This is a genomic window from bacterium, from assembly GCA_020440705.1.
Taxonomy (GTDB): domain Bacteria; phylum Krumholzibacteriota; class Krumholzibacteriia; order LZORAL124-64-63; family LZORAL124-64-63; genus JAGRNP01.
Genome location: JAGRNP010000079.1, coordinates 1 through 19,216 on the forward strand (window position 1 = coordinate 1; position 19,216 = coordinate 19,216).

The window sequence follows — 19,216 nt, forward strand, 5'->3', positions numbered from 1 at the left end:
ACGTTGCAGCCGCCGGTGCGATTGTAGCCCCATGCTGCAATGGACCCATCGCTCCTGAGCGCCAGGCTGTGGTACCAGGCGCCGGCGATGGCGACGATGCCGCTGTTGGGGACCGGCAGGGCGCACTGACCGTCGCGGTTGTCACCCCAGGCCCGGATCGAGCCGTCCGAGAGCAGTCCCAGCGTGTGGTAGCCGCCGGCCGCGATTGCCACGAAGTCCTGGTTGGGCTGGTAGATTTCGCACTGGTTGTAGATGTTCTCGCCCCAGGCCGCGACGGTGCCGTCGGACCGCAGACCGACGCCGTGCACGTCGCCGGCCTCGATCTGGATGAAGTCGTCGTTGGGCGGCGGGACGACGAGCTGCCCCTCGACGTTCCGGCCCCAGGAGACGATGGGGCCAAGGACCTGGGCGTGGACGAGATTCGGGCAGAATATGATGGCGCACAGGCACACAACGCCGGCGAGGCGCGACAGGTAGAGCATGACCCCTCCGATCACATGTCTTTAGAGACAGAAGATCCAACCAACCATGCCCCGTCATCGCAATTCACATACCCGATGAGCATAGGGAAGGCTGTTCGTTCGGTCAATCCGCCCCGCTAGTCCATGTGCCCCGCCAGTCCAGGCTTCGCCGCCTTCCGCTCGCCCCTTACTCTCGCCCCGGTTGCCCAATCCCTTCTAACCGCCTATCCTTACCCACGCATGACCACTGTATTCTAGGCAACCGCACGTCCCGACCCGGCTCGGGTTCGCGCTCCCCCGGGAGCGCCCTTCCGCGTGCCGTTGCTCATCCCCGTGACAGGAAATCGACGTGAGAAACGTGCCGCGAGCAGGGGGACGCTCCTTGTCTCCATGCCGGCCTCCATGTGCAACGGGAGAATACCCATCATGAACCACGACAAGATGATGAACGCCATCCACGAGATCTTCGACCCCGCGCTGCCGCGCCTGGCGCCCGGCGACGACGCTGTCACGCGCCGCGCCCTGGACCTGCTGTTCAATGGCGGCCTGGGGAGCCTGTCGCGCGACTTCCGCGTGCTGGACGTGGGTTGCGGCAACGGCTCCCAGACCCTGTGCCTGGCGCGGGAACTGGGCTGCCGGGTGACGGCGCTGGACAACCACCAGCCCTACCTGGACGAGCTGCAACGACGCGCCGGGGCGGCCGGATTGGGACACCTGATCCGGCCCGTCTGCGCCGACATGAACACCCTGGCCGACGGCGAGGGCGGGTACGACCTGGTCTGGGCCGAGGGCTCGGCCTTCGTCATGGGCATCCCCCAGGCTTTGCGCGCCTGGCGGACGCAGCTGGTCCCCGGTGGGGCCCTGGGCTTCACCGACCTGGTCTGGCTGCAGGACGAAGCGCCCGCCGCGTGCCGCGACTTCTTCGCGGGCATCTGCCCGGACATGCCCCACGCCGGCGCGGTGAAGCGGACCGTGGCCGACTGCGGGTACGAACTGGTGGGCAGCTTCACCCTGCCCGGACACGCCTGGTGGGAGAACTTCTACGTGCACCTGAAGGAGCGGCTGGTGGGGTTCCAGCCGGCCGAGGACTGTGCGGAGTCGCGCGCCATCCTGGCGATGGCCCACGGTGAGATCGAGAACTACCGCAAGTACTCGGACTGGTTCGGGTACGTGTTCTACGTGACGCGCCGGGTGGACTGAGCGGGTCACCACCTTCAACGGAAGCGCCGGGGCCTGTGGTGGTCCCGGTGCTTCATTCTGTCCCCCTGGGTTCAGGGATTCCGGGTGCGGCGACAGGTTTGGGGCGACACATATCGGAGTGGCACGCTCCTTTGGCATCGTGTAGATTGCGGCGCATGTCGCTTGCTCCCGGCACCCGCCTCGGCACCTACGAGATCGCCTCGCACCTGGGTGCGGGCGGCATGGGAGAGGTCTATCGGGCGAAGGACCTGCGTCTCGGCCGCGAGGTGGCGCTCAAGGTGCTGCCCGCCGGTGTGGCTGCGGATGCCGGTCGTCTCGCCCGCTTCGAGCGCGAGGCCCGGGCGGTGGCGGCGCTCAACCATCCCAACATCGTGGTGCTCTACGCGGTCGAGGACGAGGGCGACGTCCGCTTCCTCACCATGGAGCTGGTGGAGGGGCTGAGCCTCGACCGGCACGTGACGTCCGGCGGCCTGCCGCTGACGCGCGTGGTCGAGATCGGCATCGCGCTCTCCGACGCCCTGACCGCCGCGCACGAAAAGGGCGTGGTGCACCGCGACCTGAAGCCCGGGAACGTGATGCTGACCCGGGAAGGGCGCGTCAAGGTGCTGGACTTCGGCCTCGCCAAGCTCGCGGCGGCCGAACCCGACCTGGAGCTGACGCAGCCCGCCACCCTGTCGACGCCGGGACTCATGGTCGGCACGGTGCCCTACATGTCGCCGGAGCAGGTCCGCGGCGAGGAGGTCGACGCGCGCAGCGACCTGTTCGCGCTGGGGATCATCCTCTACGAGCTGGCGACCGGTCGGCGGCCTTTCGCCGGCGCGACGGCGGCAGACGTCAGTTCCTCCATTCTGCGCGACGCGCCCGATCCGCTGCCCTCCGTTCGCCCGGACCTGCCTGGAGATCTCGAGCGCATCGTGAGCCGTTGTCTCGAGAAGAACCCGCGGGAGCGCTTCCAGACCGCGCTCGATGTCGGCAACGAGTTGCGGCGCGTCGGCTCCGTCCCGGATTCCATGCTGCGGACGCAGCCCGAGGCGGCAGGCGCCCCCGAAGCCGCCTCCATCGCCGTGCTCCCCTTCGCCAATCTCAGTTCGGACCCCGAGAACGGCTATTTCGCCGACGGGCTGACGGAGGAGGTCATCCTCATGCTGTCGCATGTCGAGGAGCTCCGGGTCTCGTCGCGCACGAGCGTGATGCCCTATCGCGACCGCGCCGACTCACCGGCGCAGATCGCGCGCGACCTCGGCGTCACCCACCTGCTCGAGGGAAGCGTGCGCAAGTCCGGGCCGCGCATCCGCATCGCCGTTTCGCTGCTGGATGCGAAGACGGATCGCTCGCTCTGGGCCGAGAAGTTCGACGGCACCATGGACGACGTCTTCGACATGCAGGACCGGGTGGCGCAGGCCACCGTCCACGCGCTCGAGTTGACGCTCACGCCGCACGAGCAGGCGAAGCTGCTCGACCACCCCATCCGGAACGCCGAGGCCTACGACGCGTATCTCCGGGCGCGGGAGGAGCTTGGCGAATTCACGGTGTCGGGCCTCGCGAACGCGATGCAGCACCTGGAGCGGGCGTCCGACCTCGAACCGGACAACGTGTTCGTTCTGCGTGGCCTGGGACGGGCCTGCTGGGCGGCCATCAATCACGGGTTGTCCGACGACATCTCACGCCTGGACCAGGCGCTGGCCTATGCGGACGACATCGCCCGCCTCAGTCCGGAGAGCCCGTACGTGCACGAGATCCGCGGCCTGGTGGCGATCGCGCGCGGCGATGTCGAGACAGGGCTCCGCAACCTGTCCGTGGCCCACGAGGCCATGCCGGCGGACGAGGACATCGGCACCTGGTACGGGATCCTGCTGTTCTTCTCCTCGCGTCTCGACGCGGCCACCGTCGTGGCCCGTGATGTCCTGCGGACCCACGAGAGCGGCATCACGAGGTTGCTTCTGCACGTGACCGACATGTTCCGCGGTCGACCCGAGTCCGTGATCGCCGGCTTCGACGGCGGCCCGCAGAATTTCCCGCAGGCCCCCTGGGGCCTGTTCCAACTCGTCGCGGGGCTCGCCGCGGGGGATCACGCGCACGTGCAGCGGGCGGCCGCCTTCGCGCGCTCGCAGCAACCGGGTCCGCTGAACGCCATGGGCCAGTTCCTGGGTGAAGCGGCGAGGGGCGATCGGGCGGCGGCCCTGGTGCACCTGACGCCCGCGGTGGAGGGGACCCTCTGGAACGACTTCCAGTACACCGAGTGCGTCGCCGAGGGTTTCGCCGTGCTGGGCGATGTGCCGAACGTGGTCAGGTGGCTCGGGCGTTCGGTGGATCTCGGCATGAGCTACATCGGCCCGATCGTCGAGACCCATGCGGTCTGGCGGGAGTGGGTCGCGCACCCGGAGGTGGCGCCGCTGCTGGCGCGTTCCCGGGAGCACGTGGCGCGCTATGCGGCCATCCCCCTGGCGCCGCGCGTGGCGGCGCTGTTGTCGCGCGGGGAGTGATGTCGGGGGGGCAAGACGGTGAGCCGTCTTCGGGGCGAAAAGTGGAGCCCCTGCTCGATCGTCAATACTTCATCCGCGCCAACCCAAAGGCACCAGGCCGATGATCTCCCTCGCTACTTGACACAATTCTACCCCCCCGGGGAACCTCCCGCAGCCCAATGCCGCCTCTGAGCGTCGATCGCCCCGCACCGGGTCCAAGTTCAGGACCTATGGCGCCACGATCCCGGACCAATGGATCGATGATTCCCTACGCCGGCGGATCGTGGGCCGCCCTCACCCCCGCGACAACGCCGCCGTCAGGGCCTTCAGGTAGCGCGTCTCCGGCATGGCGGGGTGGACCGGGTGGTCCGGACCCTGGCCGCCGCGGAACAGGAAGCGGCAGCGGTGGCCGGCCTGCCGGGCGGCCTGGTGGCAGATCTCCTCGAGTTCGGGTTCCGGCAGGTGCGACGAGCAGGAACACGAGACGAGGACCGCCTCGTCGGCCGCCAGCCGCGCCGCCAGGTGGTTGACGCGGCGGTACGCCTCGCGGCCGGCGTCGAGGTCCTTGCGCCGCTTGATGAAGGCGGGCGGGTCGACCACGAGCACGTCGAACGTCTCGCCGTCCCGGTGGAACTGCTTGAGCACCTCGAAGGCATCGCCGCGCACGGTGCGCACCCGGTCGGCGACCCCGTTGAGGGCGGCGTTCCGCTCGACGATCTCCAGCGCCGGCGCCGACGCGTCGACGCACACGACCTCGCGCGCGCCGCAGGTCGCGGCCCGCACGCCCCAGCCCCCCAGGTAGCAGAAGAGGTCGAGCACCCGCGCGCCCGGCGCGAAGTGGGGCAGCACGCGGCGGTTCCAGCGTTGGTCGTAGAACCAGCCTGTCTTCTGGCCGGTGCGCAGGGGCACCAGGAATCGCGTGCCGTCCTCGCTGATCTCCACTTCGTCGGGCACCTCGCCGCGGCCGACGACCACCTCGCGCACGAGGCCTTCGCGCTCGCGCACCGACGCGTCGTTGCGCAGCAGGATTCCCCGCGGATGCAACAGCGTCTCGAGGGTGTCCAGCAGCGGGGCGGTGAGCGCCTCCATGCCGGCGGTGTTGACCTGGACGGCCAGGTGGTCGCCGAAGCGGTCGACGACGAGGCCCGGCAGCCCGTCGGCCTCGCCGTGGACCAGCCGGTAGCAGGGCTCCGGCGAGAGCTTCTCGCGCAGGGCGAGGGCGGTGGCCAGGCGGGCGGCCAGCCAGTCGCCGACGGCCTGCCCCGGGGCGATGTCCAGCAGCCGCACCGTGATCAGCGAGACCGGGTTGACGTAGCCGATGCCCAGGACGGCCTGGCGGTCGGCGGCGCGCACCTCGACCAGCGTGCCCGGTTCCAGGCCGCCCGGCGGCGTGCGTTCGGCGTCGATCTCGTTGCCGTAGATCCACGGGTGGCCGCTTCGGACGCGCCGGTCGGCGTTGCGCTTGAGGAAGAGGACCGGCAGGGACTGCACGGGATTCGGGCCTCCGGTTCGGCGCCGTCGGCGGGCGGCGCACGGTGATCGTTGCGGTGCGGGGCATGATACGGGATGGCCGGCCCGGCGTCAAAAAACTGGACATCCGCCGATTTTTTCCTATCATTCCGCCCGTATACCCGAATTGAGCGAAGTCCGCGGCTGTCGTTTCCGGCCCGGATGGCCGCCTCCCGCCCGGGATGGCGGCGTGTGATTCGCAGGAACGGCAACGAATCGCGGCCTCCAGCGCTTGTCCCCGCTCCGCCTTTGTTGAACCCCGAGATCATGACGAGGCCCTCGCCGAGCGCGCATCGCGCCCGACGCCTCTCTGACTCCGAGAATTCGTGCCCTCGGCCACGCAGGGGATTGACTCCGGCGCGCTGAAAAGGCACAATCGTCTTCCCCGACCGTCGGGGAACGCGGCTGCCGCCCACCGTGGGCAGTGGCCTTTTCTGGAGCGCGACAGGTCCGGCGGAAATGGCCGCCAACCCCCAGCGCTCGGTCAAGCCGGAAAGCCGGCAGTGGAGACAAGACTGTGAAGAAACTGTATGTGGGCAACCTGCCCTTCAGCGCGACCGAGGACGAAATCACTGAGCTCTTCGGGCAGCACGGCACCGTGCACTCGGTGGCGCTGATCAACGACCGCGAGACGGGCCGTCCGCGTGGCTTCGGCTTCGTGGAAGTGGATGACGACGCTCTGCAGGGCATGATCGACGCCCTGGACGGCCAGGAGATGGGCGGTCGCGCGCTGCGCGTCAACGAGGCCCAGGACCGTCAGCGCGGCGGTGGCGGCGGCGGCGGTGGCCGTGGCGGCTACGGCGGCGGCCGTGGCGGCGGCGGTGGTGGCCGCTGGTAGGTTGGCCTGCCGGCAGGTAGACTGCTGACGAGACGGACCCCGCTGCCCGAGTGGTGGCGGGGTCTTCTTTTGAGGATGGACCCGGAACGAAAGGCCGAACCTTGGCGAAGTCGCATTTCACGTTCGAAAAGCGCCGCAAGGAGCTGGAGAAGCAGAAGAAGAAGGAAGCGAAGCGCGCCGAGCGCGCCGAGCGGAAGGCCGCGGGCGAGGGCGGCGCCGGGGCGCCGATCGTGGAGGTCGACGAGTGGGGCAACGCGGTCGAGATCGAGGGGGACGACGAGCAGGGTGACGGGCGGGATGACGAGACGGACCATCCTCAGGATATCTAGACGAATCCCCGGAGGCCCGATCGGTGCCGGGGGCGACGACAGGGGCGCCCGCCCCGGCCGGAATGTCGGAGTCTTCGCCGTTCGTCAGCCTGCCACGGCGGGCCGGCGTGGGCGCTGCTTGGCGGAGATCGACTTGATAACCGTCCTGATCCGGGGGCATCGGGCGAACTCCGCGTCATGGGGCCGCAGGGCGATCTCGACGAGGTGCGTGACTTCGGGACGGTCCAGGTCTGCCGCTGATCCGAGCCGGATGCTCCGGGCCTGCCTCCCCGTGCCCTCGAGGAGCCCATACGGGTCGTCCAGGTTCGCGCCGTTCAGGAAGAACAGGGTGACCCAGCGGGGATATCCCGCCAACGAGACGATCGCATCCGATGCCCGCTCGCCGGGACCATACCCGATCGCCAGGGCATTGTAGTTGTCATAGACGAGTTCATATCCGCGCGGGACGAGCGCGCGCATCCTGCGCCGGGAGTCTCTGAGGGTCCGGGCGACTTCAGGCGAGTACTTCCCGATAAACCGGCGCACCTGGGCGGCCGCAGTTGTCTCCATGTTCCTGGCTCCGCGCTGCGTTCATAGGCGCCGGCCGGACCGGCCGACGTCTCGGGCCCACCCAAGATATCACACCGCAGTCGACCGCCGGAGTCCTTCATCCCCCTTTGACCCGGTCCCCCCGCATGCACTACCTTGGATCCCTGTTCAGATCCCGAACCACCCGCGCGGGCGGCCGACGCTTCCCGCGCCCCTCCCATGAGGGTGTCCGGCCCGCCGCGCATCGCGGATGGCCGGCCCCGGAAACGGACTACCATGAATCGCACGACTCGGGCCGCGCTGTTGGTCCTCCTGATCGCCCTGGCCGCCGTGGCGGCCTGCAACAAGGACGCCGACGAGGCCGCGACGCAGACCGCGGAGCAGGTCCAGGCCGCCGACCACGGCCAGGCCGCGACCCCGGCCGCGGCCCCCGCGCCGAGCGCCGAGCCCCAGGAACTGGCCGGGGCGCACATCCTCATCATGTACCAGGGCAGCCAGCGGGCGCCGGCCACGATCACGCGCACCAAGGAAGAGGCCTTCGCCCGGGCCCAGGAAGTGGCGAAACTGGCCCGCGACGGCGGCGACTTCGCGGCCCTGGCCCGCGAGTACAGCGACGGCCCGTCCGGCCCGACCGGCGGCGACCTCGGCGTGTGGACCCAGGGCCGCATGGTGCCCGAGTTCGACCAGGCGATCCTGGCCATGGACATCGGCGACGTGAGCGACCCCGTGGAGACGGGCTTCGGCTACCACATCATCATGCGCAAGAAGGTCGAGAAGGTCTCCGCGCGGCACATCCTGGTCATGCACGTCGACTCCATGCGCAAGCCGGCCGAGATCACGCGGACGAAGGAAGAGGCGCTCGTGCGCATCAACGAGGTGAAGCAGAAGATCGACGCCGGGAGCGACTTCGCGGCCATGGCCCGCGAGTACAGCGACGGCCCCACCGGTCCCAACGGCGGCGATCTCGGCTCCTTCGGGCGTGGCCGTATGCATCCGGCGTTCGAGGAAGCGGCGTTCGGGCTGGAGGTCGGCGGCGTCAGCGGCCCGGTGGAGACGCCGTTCGGGTACCACCTGATCCAGCGCTACAAGTAGTCGGTCCCGCAGGTCCGATCAGGGGGGTGCCCATGGAGTTCGACGACCGCGGCCCGCGCGCCGCCCGGGTCACGACCGGCTTCGTCGCCGGATGCGCGCTCTGTGCGCTGGCCCTGCTGGGCGGGTGCTCGGTCCCCGCCGTCTCGACCCGCTCGAACGTCGGCGCCGGCCTCGGCGCCGGCGCGGGCCGGATCTTCGTCGTGGTCGACCTGCGCGCGGTCGACGAGGAGACGGCGGAGGTCCGGTATCAGGAGGCCGAGTTCGGCTTGGGCAAGGCCGACTCGGTGTGCTTCGGGACTTTCTTCCAGCAGGAGCTGAGCGCGCGCTTCGCGAAGATCGGCGTCGCCTGCGGGTCCTACCGGAACACGCAGGAGGAACTCGACGAGGACGTGTGCCGTCGGCTCGCGGCCGATTTCCGGGCCGACGAGGTGGTGTGGGTGACGTCCGCCTACACCGGGTTCGTGCACCACAATGAACCCTGGGTGCTCGTGCCCTACGAGGAGATCTCCGAGGTGACGCTGGATTGCGCCATCCGCAACGGCGCCGGACCGAACGAGTTCACCTGGCGGGCGTCGATCCGGGTGGACAAGCACGGCGGCAACTGGCTGAGCATGGCCCAGGCCGCCGCCCGTTCGCTGGTCGCGACGCTGGTCGCCGACGGCGTCGTGGAGAGCAACGCGGAGGCGCCGGATCCCGGGGAGCCCGGCCCGGCAGGGGGGATCGCCGATGAGGACTTCTGATCCGCGTGTCGCGGCCCGTCGGGGCCGTCGGGCCGTCAGCATCGCGGCAGCCCTGGCCTGGGTGGCCCTCGTGCTCCTGGCCGGGTGCGCGAAGCCGCCGAAAATCACGGTCGAGTCCCGCTACGACGACGGCCTCGAACTCACCCTCCGGCGGGTCTTCGTCGTGCTCGATACGCGGGAGCTCGACCGGGAGACCACCCCCGCCCCCCGCACCTCGGACGCCGTGGCGACGGGGGTGGCGCAGGACTTCACCTGTTTCGCCGACGTGTTCGTTCCCGCCATGGCCGCCGCCTTCGATTCGGTCGGCGTCGACACCGGATTCTATCGCCTGACCGGCATCGAGTTGAGCGAGGCCGCGTTCCGGGAACCGGCGGAACGGCTCGGGGCCGACGCCATCCTCTGGGTGAAGGAACGGTACATGGAGACCCTGACCGATGTCGGGTACTTCGGCCTGTTCTCCTCCAGCGAGATCACGGACGTGGACCTCGGCGCGTACATCGAAGGCCCTGCGGGCCGCGAGAATCCACCGAGGCAGGCGGTGGTCATCGTCGACGAGGGCTCCGGGGGCTGGAAGGTGATGGCCTCCCGGGCGGCGTCCGAGCTCGTGGCGATGCTGGTGGACGACGGGCTGATCAAGTAGGGCGCGAGCCGGCGCCGCGGAGAGTGGCCGCTTCGACCAGAAGGTCCGGGCGGCCCTTTTGTTCGCGCGGGGACGAGGCGCGACCCGGCCGGGCCATCGATCGGGCCGGGCTCGCGGTGACCATGGTCCGATGATTTGACTTCGTCTATTCGCTGTGCTAGTGCTCGGGAGAACGAGGGCTCCGGTACCGCGACGTCACCGTGCTGCGTCCATGGGGCGGGAGCCCGCTCGAGAGCCGACACGGGAAGTTTCATGGACCACGTGCCGACTTACGAAGAGCTCGCCGCGCGGATCCGCATGCTGGAACGGGAGCGCGACGAGCTCCGGTCCGTTCAGAAGGCGCTCAGGGACAGCGAGCGGATCCTCAGCACCACCCAGCGGCTGGCCCGGGTCGGGGGATGGGAATGGCAGGTCGGTTCGGGAACCTTGACCTGGACCGAGGAGACGAGCCGGATCCACGGGTTCTCCCCGGCCGAATTCGCCGACTCCGCCACCCTCCTCGAAGCCTCTCTCGCCTGCCTCGATCCGGAGGACCGCACCCGCGTCGAAGCCGCGTTCCAGCGCTGCATCGAGCACGCCGAGCCCTACGACCTCGAAGCCGCCATGACCATGCGCGACGGCCGCCGGATCCATGTCCGGTCGACCGCCGAACCGGTGCTGGCCGAGGGGCGGGTCGTCAAGGTCGTCGGCAACATCATGGACGTCACCGAGTTCGAGACGGCCAACCGCAGGGTCACCGAGTCGGACGACCTGCTGTCCAATCTCGCGCGCCTGGTGCCGGGCGTGATCTACCAGTACCGGCTCTTCCCCGACGGGAGTTCGGCCTTCCCCTACTCGAGTCCCGGCATGGCGGACATCTACGAGGTCACGCCCGAGGAGGTCCGCGAGGACGCGAGCCCGGTCTTCGGCAGGCTGCATCCCGAGGACGTCAACCGGGTCGCCGAGGACATCTTCGATTCGGCGCGGACCCTCGAAACGTTCCACTGCGAGTTCCGCGTGGTCCTGCCCCGGCAGGGGCTGCGGTGGCGCCTGTGCCTGGCCCACCCCGAGCGCTTGCCCGACGGCGGGACGCTGTGGCACGGCATCATCACCGACATCACCGACTCGAAGCTGGCCGAGCTCGAGAAGGAGAACCTGCGGAATCAGCTGGCGCAGTCCCAGAAGATGGAGTCGGTGGGGCGGCTGGCCGGCGGCGTGGCGCACGACTACAACAACATGCTCAGCGTGATCCAGGGCTACACCGAGCTCGTCCTCGAGAAGATCCCGGAGGACAACGAGATCCGGAAGGACCTGGAGATCGTCCTCGGCGCGGCCCAGCGTTCGGCGGATCTCACGCGGCAGCTGTTGGCCTTCTCGCGCCGGCAGACCATCGCGCCCAGGATCCTGGACCTGAACGAGACGGTCGAAAGCATGCTCAAGATGTTGCGCCGCCTGATCGGCGAGGACATCGAGCTGGCTTGGCGCCCGGATCCGGGGGTCTGGCCGGTGCGGATCGATCCGGTCCAGCTCGACCAGTTGCTGGTCAACTTCTGCGTCAACGCCCGCGACGCCATCGGGGGCGTGGGCAGGATCACCATCGAGACCTCGACCCGGACCTTCGATCAGCAGTACTGCGACCACCACGCCGGCTTCGTCCCGGGCGACTTCGTGTGCATGACGATCAGCGACGACGGCTCCGGCATGGACGAGACGACCCGGGACATGATCTTCGAGCCCTTCTTCACGACCAAGGAGCTGGGCAAGGGCACCGGCATGGGCCTGGCCACCGTCCTGGGCATCGTCAAGCAGAACGAGGGCTTCATCAACGTGTACAGCGAGCTCGGCGTCGGGACGACCTTCACCATCTACCTGCCGCGGCAACGCGGGCGACAGGTGGCGCGGGCCGGCTTGCCCGAGGCGGCTCCGCGGGCCCAGCCGGGCGAGATGCTGCTGCTCGTCGAGGACGAGCAGTACATCCTGAACATGGCGGCGGAGATGCTCGGGAACCTGGGGTACGTGGTCCTGAAGGCCGGCACTCCGGAACTGGCCCTCGAGTTGGCGAATGGCCACCGCGACGATCTGGACCTGCTCGTGACCGACGTGGTCATGCCCGGCATGAACGGGCATGAACTGGCGGGACGGGCGAAAGAGGTCGTGCCCGGATTGCGGGTCCTCTTCATGTCCGGCTATACGGCCGATGTGATCGCGGATCGCGGCATCCTCTACGAGGGGGTCCACTTCGTCCACAAGCCGTTCTCGCAGAAGGAGCTGGCCGTCCAGGTACGCAAGGCGCTGGACGAACGGGACTGACGACGGGACGGTTCGCCGCCGCCTCGCCTGCGCTCGAGGGACGACAGCCCACACGAAAGCCTTGATCTTCCAACGCGAAATCCACTATGATCGGTAACCGAACAAAGTCTGTTCGGGTAGTTTCTGCGCGCACCGCTCCTGTCGTTTCCGCACCCTGACGCAAAGGCCCCGCCATGCCCTCCAGGTCGTCGGCCCGCTCTCCGCTCCCCGTCGTCGTCACCCTCATCCTGGGCCTGGCCGGCACCGCCTTCGCCGCCACGGTCGACGTGGGCCTGGGCAGCTACAGCACCACCCTGCCGCCCGGCGAGGTGGGGCCCCGCAACTGGGCCGGCGCGAACGTCGCGCCGAAGGTCGCGCCCGGCTTCTCCCTGCCCGCCCAGACGAACGATTTCTGGAGCAGCCTGATCTACCCGTTCTACGGCGACCCGCACACCAACGTGCTCTACGCCCACCCGCTGATGGTCAAGGCGGTGGCGGGGGGCCTGCGCATCGGCCACACGCCGTCGCATGTCTACGCGGCCAACGACTACCTCTTCCCGTGGTCGCAGCAGCTGACGGTGGGCGTCGACGGGCTCGCCTCGCCGCAGACGACGACCCGCGACTACGGCGACTGGACCGCGACGGCGCGCTGGGACGACGGGTCGGCCACCATGGAGGCGACCTTCGGCCACGGCCTGCCCTACGTCTTCTTCCGCGTCAACGGCGGCGATGCCGTGGTGACGCCCGAAGGGGCCTTCACGACCTGGTACGACCAGGACGGCGTGCTCGGGCTCACGATCCAGGGCCGGCACTACGGCATCTTCCCGCCGACCGGCTCGACGTGGACCGGAGCGGGCCCGCTGCACTCGACGCTGAATGGCGGCGACTACCTCGCCATCGCCCTGCTGCCGGACACCCAGCCCGCGACCATGGCGCTCTTCCGCGCCCACGCCTACGCCTTCGTCACCGGCAGCACCGTCGACTGGACCTACGACGAGGCCGCCGCGACGGTGACCACCACCTACGCCTACCAGACCGAGCTGATGGAGAGCAACGGCACCAGCGTCGACGAGACGATGACCGCCCTGTACCGCCACCAGTGGCTGCACACATCGGCGCCGCTGACGGCGTATTCCTACCCGTCGGTCAACGGCGAGATGAAGCTCTACGCGGGCAGCACCTTCACCACCGAGCTGCCCTTCCACGGCGTGCTGCCGGCGCTGCCCGATCGCGGCGACTACAACCGCGCCGAACTGCTCGCGCAGGTGCAGGCCGTGGCGGCCGAGACCCTCCCTATCGGGCCCACCTACGACAACGGCAAGGCCATGGCCCGATTCGCCCATCTCGTGCCCATCGCCGACCAGCTCGGCGCCACGGCCGAGCGCGACCACTTCCTGGCCGAGCTCAAGACCCGGCTCGAGGACTGGTTCACCGTCGGCGGGGCGCAGGAGTACTCCTACATCGACACGTGGGACGTGCTGACCGGGTACCCGTCCGGCTTCGGGGCCGACGACCAGGTCAACGACCACCACTTCCACGCGGCCTACGCCATCATGAGCGCGGCCACCATCGCGCGCTACGACAGCACCTGGGCGGCGCCCGACCACTGGGGCGGCATGGTCAACCTGCTGATCAAGGACGCCAACAACTGGGACCGCGCCGACACGCAGTTCCCCTTCCTGCGCTCCCACGACGCCTACGCCGGCCACTCGTGGGCCGCGGGGCACGGCGACTTCGGCGACGGCAACAACCAGGAGTCGAGTTCGGAGTCCATGAACTTCGCCACCGCCGCCATCCTCTGGGGCGAGGCCACGGGTCAGACCGACATCCGCGACCTGGGCGTGTACCTGCACGCCACCGAGACGTCGGCGGTCCAGCAGTACTGGTTCGACGTGGACGACGCCGTGTTCCCGGCCGACTACCCGCACGTGGCCATCGGCATGGTGTGGGGCGGCAAGGGCGTGCACTCGACCTGGTTCGGGGCCGATCCGGAGTTCATCCACGGCATCAACATCCTGCCCGTGCAGGCCGGATCGCTGTACCTGGGCCACCATCCGGACCACGTCCTGGCCAACTACGCCGAGATCGTGGCCGAGCGCAGCGGGCAGCCGATCATCTGGCAGGACGTGCTGTGGGAGTACCTGGCCCTGGCCGACCCGAACCTCGCCCTGTCGCACTACTTCGCCGACAGCGGCTACGAGCCCTTCGACGGCGAGTCGCGGGCCCACACCCTGCACTGGCTGTTCAACCTGAAGAAGATGGGGCGGGTCGAGACCGGGATCCGCGCCGACATCGCGACCCACGCCGTGTTCCGCGATCCGGCCGGCGACCTGACCTACGTGGCCTGGAACGCCGGCGCGGCCGCGCGCATGGTCACCTTCACGGACGGGTTCTCATTCACCGTGGAGCCGGGCGAGCTGGCGTCGTTCAGCACGTCGCCGCAGGATCCGGACACGCCGGTCGTGCTGCTGACGGCCGACCGGACGTCGGGCAAGTCGCCGCTGACGGTGGCCTTCCAGGGCAGCCTGAGCTTCGATCCGAACGGGCTGCCGCTGGACTTCGCCTGGACCTTCGGCGACCTGGGCACGAGCACGCAGGCCGACACGACCGTCGTCTTCACCGCGGTCGGCGAGCACTGGGTGCACCTGGCGGTGACGAACCCCCTCGCGCTCACGGCGCGGGACAGCGTGCTGGTGACGGTGCTGCCCAACGGCGGCCCCTACGCGGGGACGCCGGCGGCCGTGCCCGGGCGCATCGAGGCCGAACACTACGACCTCGGCGGCGAGGGCATCGCCTACCACGACGTGGAGGGGGCCAACATCGGCACCGCCTTCCGGCCGGACGAGGGTGTCGATCTCGAGGGCGCCGCGGGCGGCGGCTACGACGTGTTCTGGATCGTGGCCGGCGAGTGGATCGAGTACACGTTCGCGGTGGCCGAGGCGGGGTACTACGACTTCGTCCCCTTCGTGTCCACCGTGCCGGGCTTCGGCAACTTCACCCTCTCCATCGACAACGTCGACGTGAGCGGCCGGCGCGACGTCCTCTCCACCGGCGGCTGGCAGTTCTGGACGCCGATCCGGATCGAGGGCGTGCCGCTGAGCGCCGGCGTCCACATCATGCGCTTCGACTTCGACTCCGACACCGACAAGACCGGCTGGCTGTTCAGCCTGAACGCCATCGACGTGGAATTCGTGGCGCCGAGCGGCGTCGCGGACGGCGCGGTGCCGGGCGCCATCGGGCCGGTGCGGAACTTCCCGAACCCGTTCAACCCCAGCACGACGATCGCCTTCGAGATCGGCGCGGCCGGCCCCGTGCGGGTCACGGTGTTCGACGCGCGAGGACGGGCGGTGCGCGTCCTGGCCGACGGGCGCCTGCCGGTGGGACGGCACGAGATCGCGTGGGACGGCCGCGACGGCGAGGGGCGCACCCTCGGCAGCGGCGTGTACTTCTACCGCCTGGAGGCGGGCGGCGCCGCGCGGATCGGGAAGATGGTGCTGGTGAAGTAGAGGCGGGTGCTAGACCTGTTCGTACTCGACCGGCATTCCCGGGAAGATGGCGCCCCGGATCGTCTCCGGCGAGACATCGGCCACGCCCTCGAGGCGCGTGATCTGCTGCCGGGCGTCCTCCATGACGAGGTCGTAGTAGCCGAGGATCTCCGGGTCGAAGTCGCCGGACTGCTCCGCCTCGGTCCGGAAGAGCATCATCTGGTTGAGGAAGTTGTTCAGGATGTGGTGCATGGCGGTGAGCGTCGCGTCGTAGACCCGCTGCTTCTCCTGCTCGTGATGACGGATCGCCGCACCGGAGCGCGCGATCATCACGTAGAGGAACGCCGCGGTGACGAGGATGAAGAGCCAGCCCTTGCAGGTCTGCAGGAACGACAGCAGCTCGGGCTGCCGCGCGAGCACCGCCAGCGCCTTGTCCGACCAGAAGATCCACGCCGTCCCGAAGACGACGTACGTCAACGTGATCCTCAGTTGTGGCGAAACGCGAGGCATCCGGAACTCTCCTGCGCGGGCGAGCGGTCGTTCGGCCATCTGGATACGTAGAATCTTCAATGACTTTCGGCCGCGGGAGGGGGGCCTTGACCGATTCCCGGCAGGCGGCGGCGCCCGGCCGGATCGCGGGCCAGGGGCCGGATCCGGGGCCTACCGCGCCGCTTCGCGCCGCCAGTCGGTCACCAGGTGCAGGGGCGAGGTCTCGCTGCGCGCGGCGGGATCCCCCCGCGACTGCAGGATGCGCCGGCCGTCCGGGTGCAGGTCGTAGTACTTGCCCGAGGGGTCGGGCGAGTAGGGCGTGCTGATGGTGCGGTGGGAGCCGGTCCGGAACGTGCTTCCGCTGCCGTCCACTTCGTAGACGAGGATGTCGCCCTTGGTGCCGCTGAGGAACAGCCGCCTGCCGTCCGGGGCCCACACCGGGTAGACGGCCCCATCGGTCGAGACCTGCCAGCGCCGCTCGCCCCCCTCGGCCGGCATGACGTACGTCTGCCAATCGGTCCCGATGAAGAGTCCGAAGGCCACCCAGCGCCCGTCCGGCGAGTAGACGCCGGTTCCCACGGACTGGCCCGGGCCGCTGACCAGGACCGTCATTTCGCCGCGGGGGTCGTCCAGCGGCAGCTGCCGGATCTCGTCGTCCCCGTTCTCCGGGGTCCAGGTCAGGAGCAGCCGGCGCCCGTCGGGGCTCACGCTGGTGGGGAGGATGCGGCGCGGACTCTCCAGGACGACGGTTCCCACGCCGGTGCCCTCGACGGGCTTCCGCACGATCCGGAAGCCGGATGCGTCGCGCTCCGTGTAGAACACGGCTTCCCCGTCGGGCGACCACACGGCGTGGGTCTCGCTGCCCGGCGCGAAGGTGAAGCGGGTCTTCAGCTCCGTCGCGAGGTCGACGAGCCACAGGTCGGTGCCGATGCCGTCCGCGTCCCGGACCTCGCACACGGCCAGGCTCCCGTCCGGCGAGATGCGGGGATGGTAGTACTGCCCGGGCGCGCCCAGGATCGCCCGTTCGCCCGTCTCGACGTCCTCCCACAACAGCACGTTGCCCGAGCCGTCGCGGGCGCCCGTCTGGTAGACGATCATGCCGGCGTCCGAGACGCTGAACACGGCGGCCCGGGCGCCCGGCACGGTCAGGATGTTGTCCACGACCGGGATGCCGGCCTCGCTGACGCCCTCCTGGTCGAGCGTGAAGGGGGTCGCCACCAGCACGTTGTCCCGCACGGTGAACAGGTGCCCGTCGTGGTACTCCGCGTTGGACTCGGACTCGCAGACGACGCGGGGGGCCGTCGTCGAGTCGAGGGAGGCCAGGAAGATCCGGCACAGGCCGCTGTTGGCGCTGATGCGGCCCACGAAGAGGAAGTGCCGGCCGTCGGGCAGGAAGCGCGGGTGCCGGAACGAGTCGTACTCCAAGCCGAGAGGGATGATCTCCCGCGCCGTGCCGCCGGTGGCCCGCACGTGGTGGATGCCGCCGTTCGCCACGGGCGCGAAGAGGATGTCGCCGTCGGCGTTCCAGGAACCGCCCTTGCCGTTGCCGCCCTGGCACAGGGTGATGGGCGGACCGCCGGTGGCGGGGACCTTCCGGAGTTTGCCGTCGTCCTCGTCGAAGAAGGCGACGCTGCGGCTGTCCGGCGACCAGAACGGGTACGCGGCCGACTCGGTGCCGGCGAAGGGCACGGCCTCGCCCTGGTCGAGGCGCCGGATGTAGAGGCGCCGCGTGCCGTCCTCCTCGAGGGCGGAGAACGCGACCATGGTGCCGTCGGGCGAGAGGACGGCCGGGCCGGGCGCTTCGCTGCGCAGGTCGTAGATGGTGCCCGCCGGCGCCGGGATCATGGTGTGCAGCAGGGGCAGGGGCCCCTCGTGGACCAGGAACCTCGTGGCCAGCCAGCCGCCCAGGAGCAGGCCGATGATCGCGGCAACCGTCGCGCCGACCGCGACGGCGCGGCGGGATCCGGTCGACCGATCGCCCGCGTCCGGCGGGGCGAGGAAGGACAGTTGCGTCCGGCTGTCGGCGGTTCCCTGCAGCAGCACGCGGGCCTCGCCGATGTCGCGGAGGCGCTGTTTGGGGTTGCGCTCGAGGCAGCGGGAAACGAGGTGGCAGAGATCGGGGGCTTCCTCGCGCGGCAGCAGTTCCCACTCGGGCTGCTTGCGCAGCACGGCGGCCAGGGTGTCGCTGACGGTCTCGCCCTGGAAGAGCTGCCGGCCCGTCAGCATCTCGAAGAGGATCACGCCGAAGGCCCAGATGTCGGCGCGCCGGTCGACGTGGCTGCCGCGGGCCTGCTCGGGCGCCATGTAGGCCGCCGTGCCGAGGATGGCGCCCACCTGGGTCATGCCGGCGGTCAGGGTGGGGTTGCTGGACGACTCGGGGTCGTCGGGCGATTCGCCGAACCAGGCCTGGGCGAGACCGAAGTCCAGGATCTTCACCTCGCCGTCGGGCGTGAGCATGACGTTGGCGGGCTTCAGGTCGCGGTGGACGATGCCGTTCTCGTGGGCGGCCTCCATGCCCGCGGCGATCTGGCCGGCGACGTCGCGGGCCTCGTCCACCGGCAGGCGTCCTGTGGCGAGGCGCCGGGAGAGGTCCTGGCCGGCGACCAGCTCCATGACGAGGAAGTGGACGCCGCCGGTCTCCTCGAAGCCGTACACGCTGGCCACGTTGGGGTGCTGCAGGCTGGCCAGGGCGCGGGCCTCGCGCTTGAAGCGGCCCTCGCGCTCCAGGTCGCCGACCATGTCCGCCGGCAGGATCTTCAGGGCCACGTCGCGGCCCAGCTTGGTGTCCCGGGCCCGGTAGACCTCGCCCATGCCGCCTTTGCCGATGGACTCGAGGACTTCGAAGCCGAGGAGGGACTTGCCGATCATGGGGGACTTTCGGGATCGGGGGAGAATCGTGGGTTCATGGCCATTAAACCAGTCCGGCGGGGATTTTTCGAGGGGCATTCGCGGGGCGCGGGAACGTCCCGCGCCCCGCCGTGGTGTGGCCTAGTTGTAGACGTTGCCCACGACCCCGTCGGGCCCGTCCTGGCCGGACGTGGCCGCACCCGCACCCGCGCCGCCGGTGCCGCCGGTGCCGGGCGTCCCGGCCTGGTAGGTGGCGCCGCTCAGGTTCAGGGTCACGCCCGGCGCGTAGAATCCGAAGCAGGGTCCGCCCGGCCCGCCGGCGCCGCCG

At 69.8% G+C, this 19,216-nt stretch carries 15 protein-coding genes; 9 read left to right on the forward strand and 6 right to left on the reverse strand.

Features of this window, described 5'->3' with window-relative positions; genetic code table 11:
• The coding region (locus KDM41_12090) for a hypothetical protein (GenBank protein ID MCB1184167.1) at positions 1-482 on the reverse strand (482 nt) is incomplete at its 3' end.
• A 405-nt stretch (positions 483-887) separates the two neighbouring features.
• On the opposite strand from KDM41_12090, the gene KDM41_12095 reads away from it, so the two are divergent.
• Both KDM41_12095 and KDM41_12100 read left to right on the forward strand, forming a co-directional pair.
• Positions 888-1,661, forward strand: coding sequence for a class I SAM-dependent methyltransferase (locus KDM41_12095; protein ID MCB1184168.1), 774 nt, complete (start codon positions 888-890; stop codon positions 1,659-1,661).
• A gap of 155 nt (positions 1,662-1,816) precedes the next feature.
• Positions 1,817-4,144, forward strand: a complete 2,328-nt coding sequence (locus tag KDM41_12100; protein ID MCB1184169.1) for a protein kinase — start codon at positions 1,817-1,819, stop codon at positions 4,142-4,144.
• Positions 4,145-4,417: 273 nt separating this feature from the next.
• Here KDM41_12100 and KDM41_12105 read toward each other — a convergent pair whose 3' ends face one another.
• Positions 4,418-5,614 carry a class I SAM-dependent rRNA methyltransferase gene (locus tag KDM41_12105; protein ID MCB1184170.1) on the reverse strand — a complete coding sequence of 399 codons (1,197 nt, stop codon included), beginning with the start codon at positions 5,612-5,614 and terminating at the stop codon, positions 4,418-4,420.
• A 535-nt stretch (positions 5,615-6,149) separates the two neighbouring features.
• On the opposite strand from KDM41_12105, the gene KDM41_12110 reads away from it, so the two are divergent.
• Both KDM41_12110 and KDM41_12115 read left to right on the forward strand, forming a co-directional pair.
• Positions 6,150-6,470 (forward strand): RNA-binding protein, encoded by a 321-nt coding sequence (locus tag KDM41_12110; protein MCB1184171.1) that lies wholly within the window; start codon positions 6,150-6,152, stop codon positions 6,468-6,470.
• Between the two features lie 101 nt (positions 6,471-6,571).
• On the forward strand, positions 6,572-6,799 hold the full coding sequence (locus tag KDM41_12115; GenBank protein ID MCB1184172.1) for a hypothetical protein: 228 nt from the start codon (positions 6,572-6,574) through the stop codon (positions 6,797-6,799).
• A gap of 84 nt (positions 6,800-6,883) precedes the next feature.
• On the opposite strand, the gene KDM41_12120 is transcribed toward KDM41_12115, so the two are convergent.
• Positions 6,884-7,348 (reverse strand): DUF1801 domain-containing protein, encoded by a 465-nt coding sequence (locus tag KDM41_12120; protein ID MCB1184173.1) that lies wholly within the window; start codon positions 7,346-7,348, stop codon positions 6,884-6,886.
• A gap of 255 nt (positions 7,349-7,603) precedes the next feature.
• Here KDM41_12120 and KDM41_12125 point away from each other — a divergent pair, with 255 nt between their 5' ends.
• The 5 genes from KDM41_12125 (at position 7,604) to KDM41_12145 (ending at position 15,573) form a co-directional block, all read left to right on the forward strand.
• Positions 7,604-8,419, forward strand: coding sequence for a peptidyl-prolyl cis-trans isomerase (locus KDM41_12125; GenBank protein MCB1184174.1), 816 nt, complete (start codon positions 7,604-7,606; stop codon positions 8,417-8,419).
• Positions 8,420-8,451: 32 nt separating this feature from the next.
• On the forward strand, positions 8,452-9,159 hold the full coding sequence (locus tag KDM41_12130; GenBank protein ID MCB1184175.1) for a hypothetical protein: 708 nt from the start codon (positions 8,452-8,454) through the stop codon (positions 9,157-9,159).
• Positions 9,146-9,799, forward strand: coding sequence for a hypothetical protein (locus tag KDM41_12135; protein MCB1184176.1), 654 nt, complete (start codon positions 9,146-9,148; stop codon positions 9,797-9,799). Before KDM41_12130 ends, KDM41_12135 begins: the two co-directional genes overlap by 14 nt.
• Positions 9,800-10,051: 252 nt before the next feature.
• Positions 10,052-12,088 (forward strand): PAS domain-containing protein, encoded by a 2,037-nt coding sequence (locus KDM41_12140; GenBank protein ID MCB1184177.1) that lies wholly within the window; start codon positions 10,052-10,054, stop codon positions 12,086-12,088.
• A 173-nt stretch (positions 12,089-12,261) separates the two neighbouring features.
• Positions 12,262-15,573, forward strand: coding sequence for a carbohydrate-binding protein (locus tag KDM41_12145; GenBank protein ID MCB1184178.1), 3,312 nt, complete (start codon positions 12,262-12,264; stop codon positions 15,571-15,573).
• Positions 15,574-15,582: 9 nt separating this feature from the next.
• Here KDM41_12145 and KDM41_12150 read toward each other — a convergent pair whose 3' ends face one another.
• The 3 genes from KDM41_12150 to KDM41_12160 all read right to left on the reverse strand — a co-directional run.
• On the reverse strand, positions 15,583-16,029 hold the full coding sequence (locus KDM41_12150) for a hypothetical protein (protein ID MCB1184179.1): 447 nt from the start codon (positions 16,027-16,029) through the stop codon (positions 15,583-15,585).
• Positions 16,030-16,212: 183 nt separating this feature from the next.
• The gene (locus tag KDM41_12155; protein MCB1184180.1) at positions 16,213-18,909 is read right to left on the reverse strand and encodes a serine/threonine-protein kinase; all 2,697 of its coding nucleotides are present in this window, start codon (positions 18,907-18,909) and stop codon (positions 16,213-16,215) included.
• Positions 18,910-19,029: 120 nt separating this feature from the next.
• Positions 19,030-19,216 (reverse strand): hypothetical protein (locus tag KDM41_12160; protein MCB1184181.1); only part of this gene is annotated, 187 nt, incomplete at its 5' end.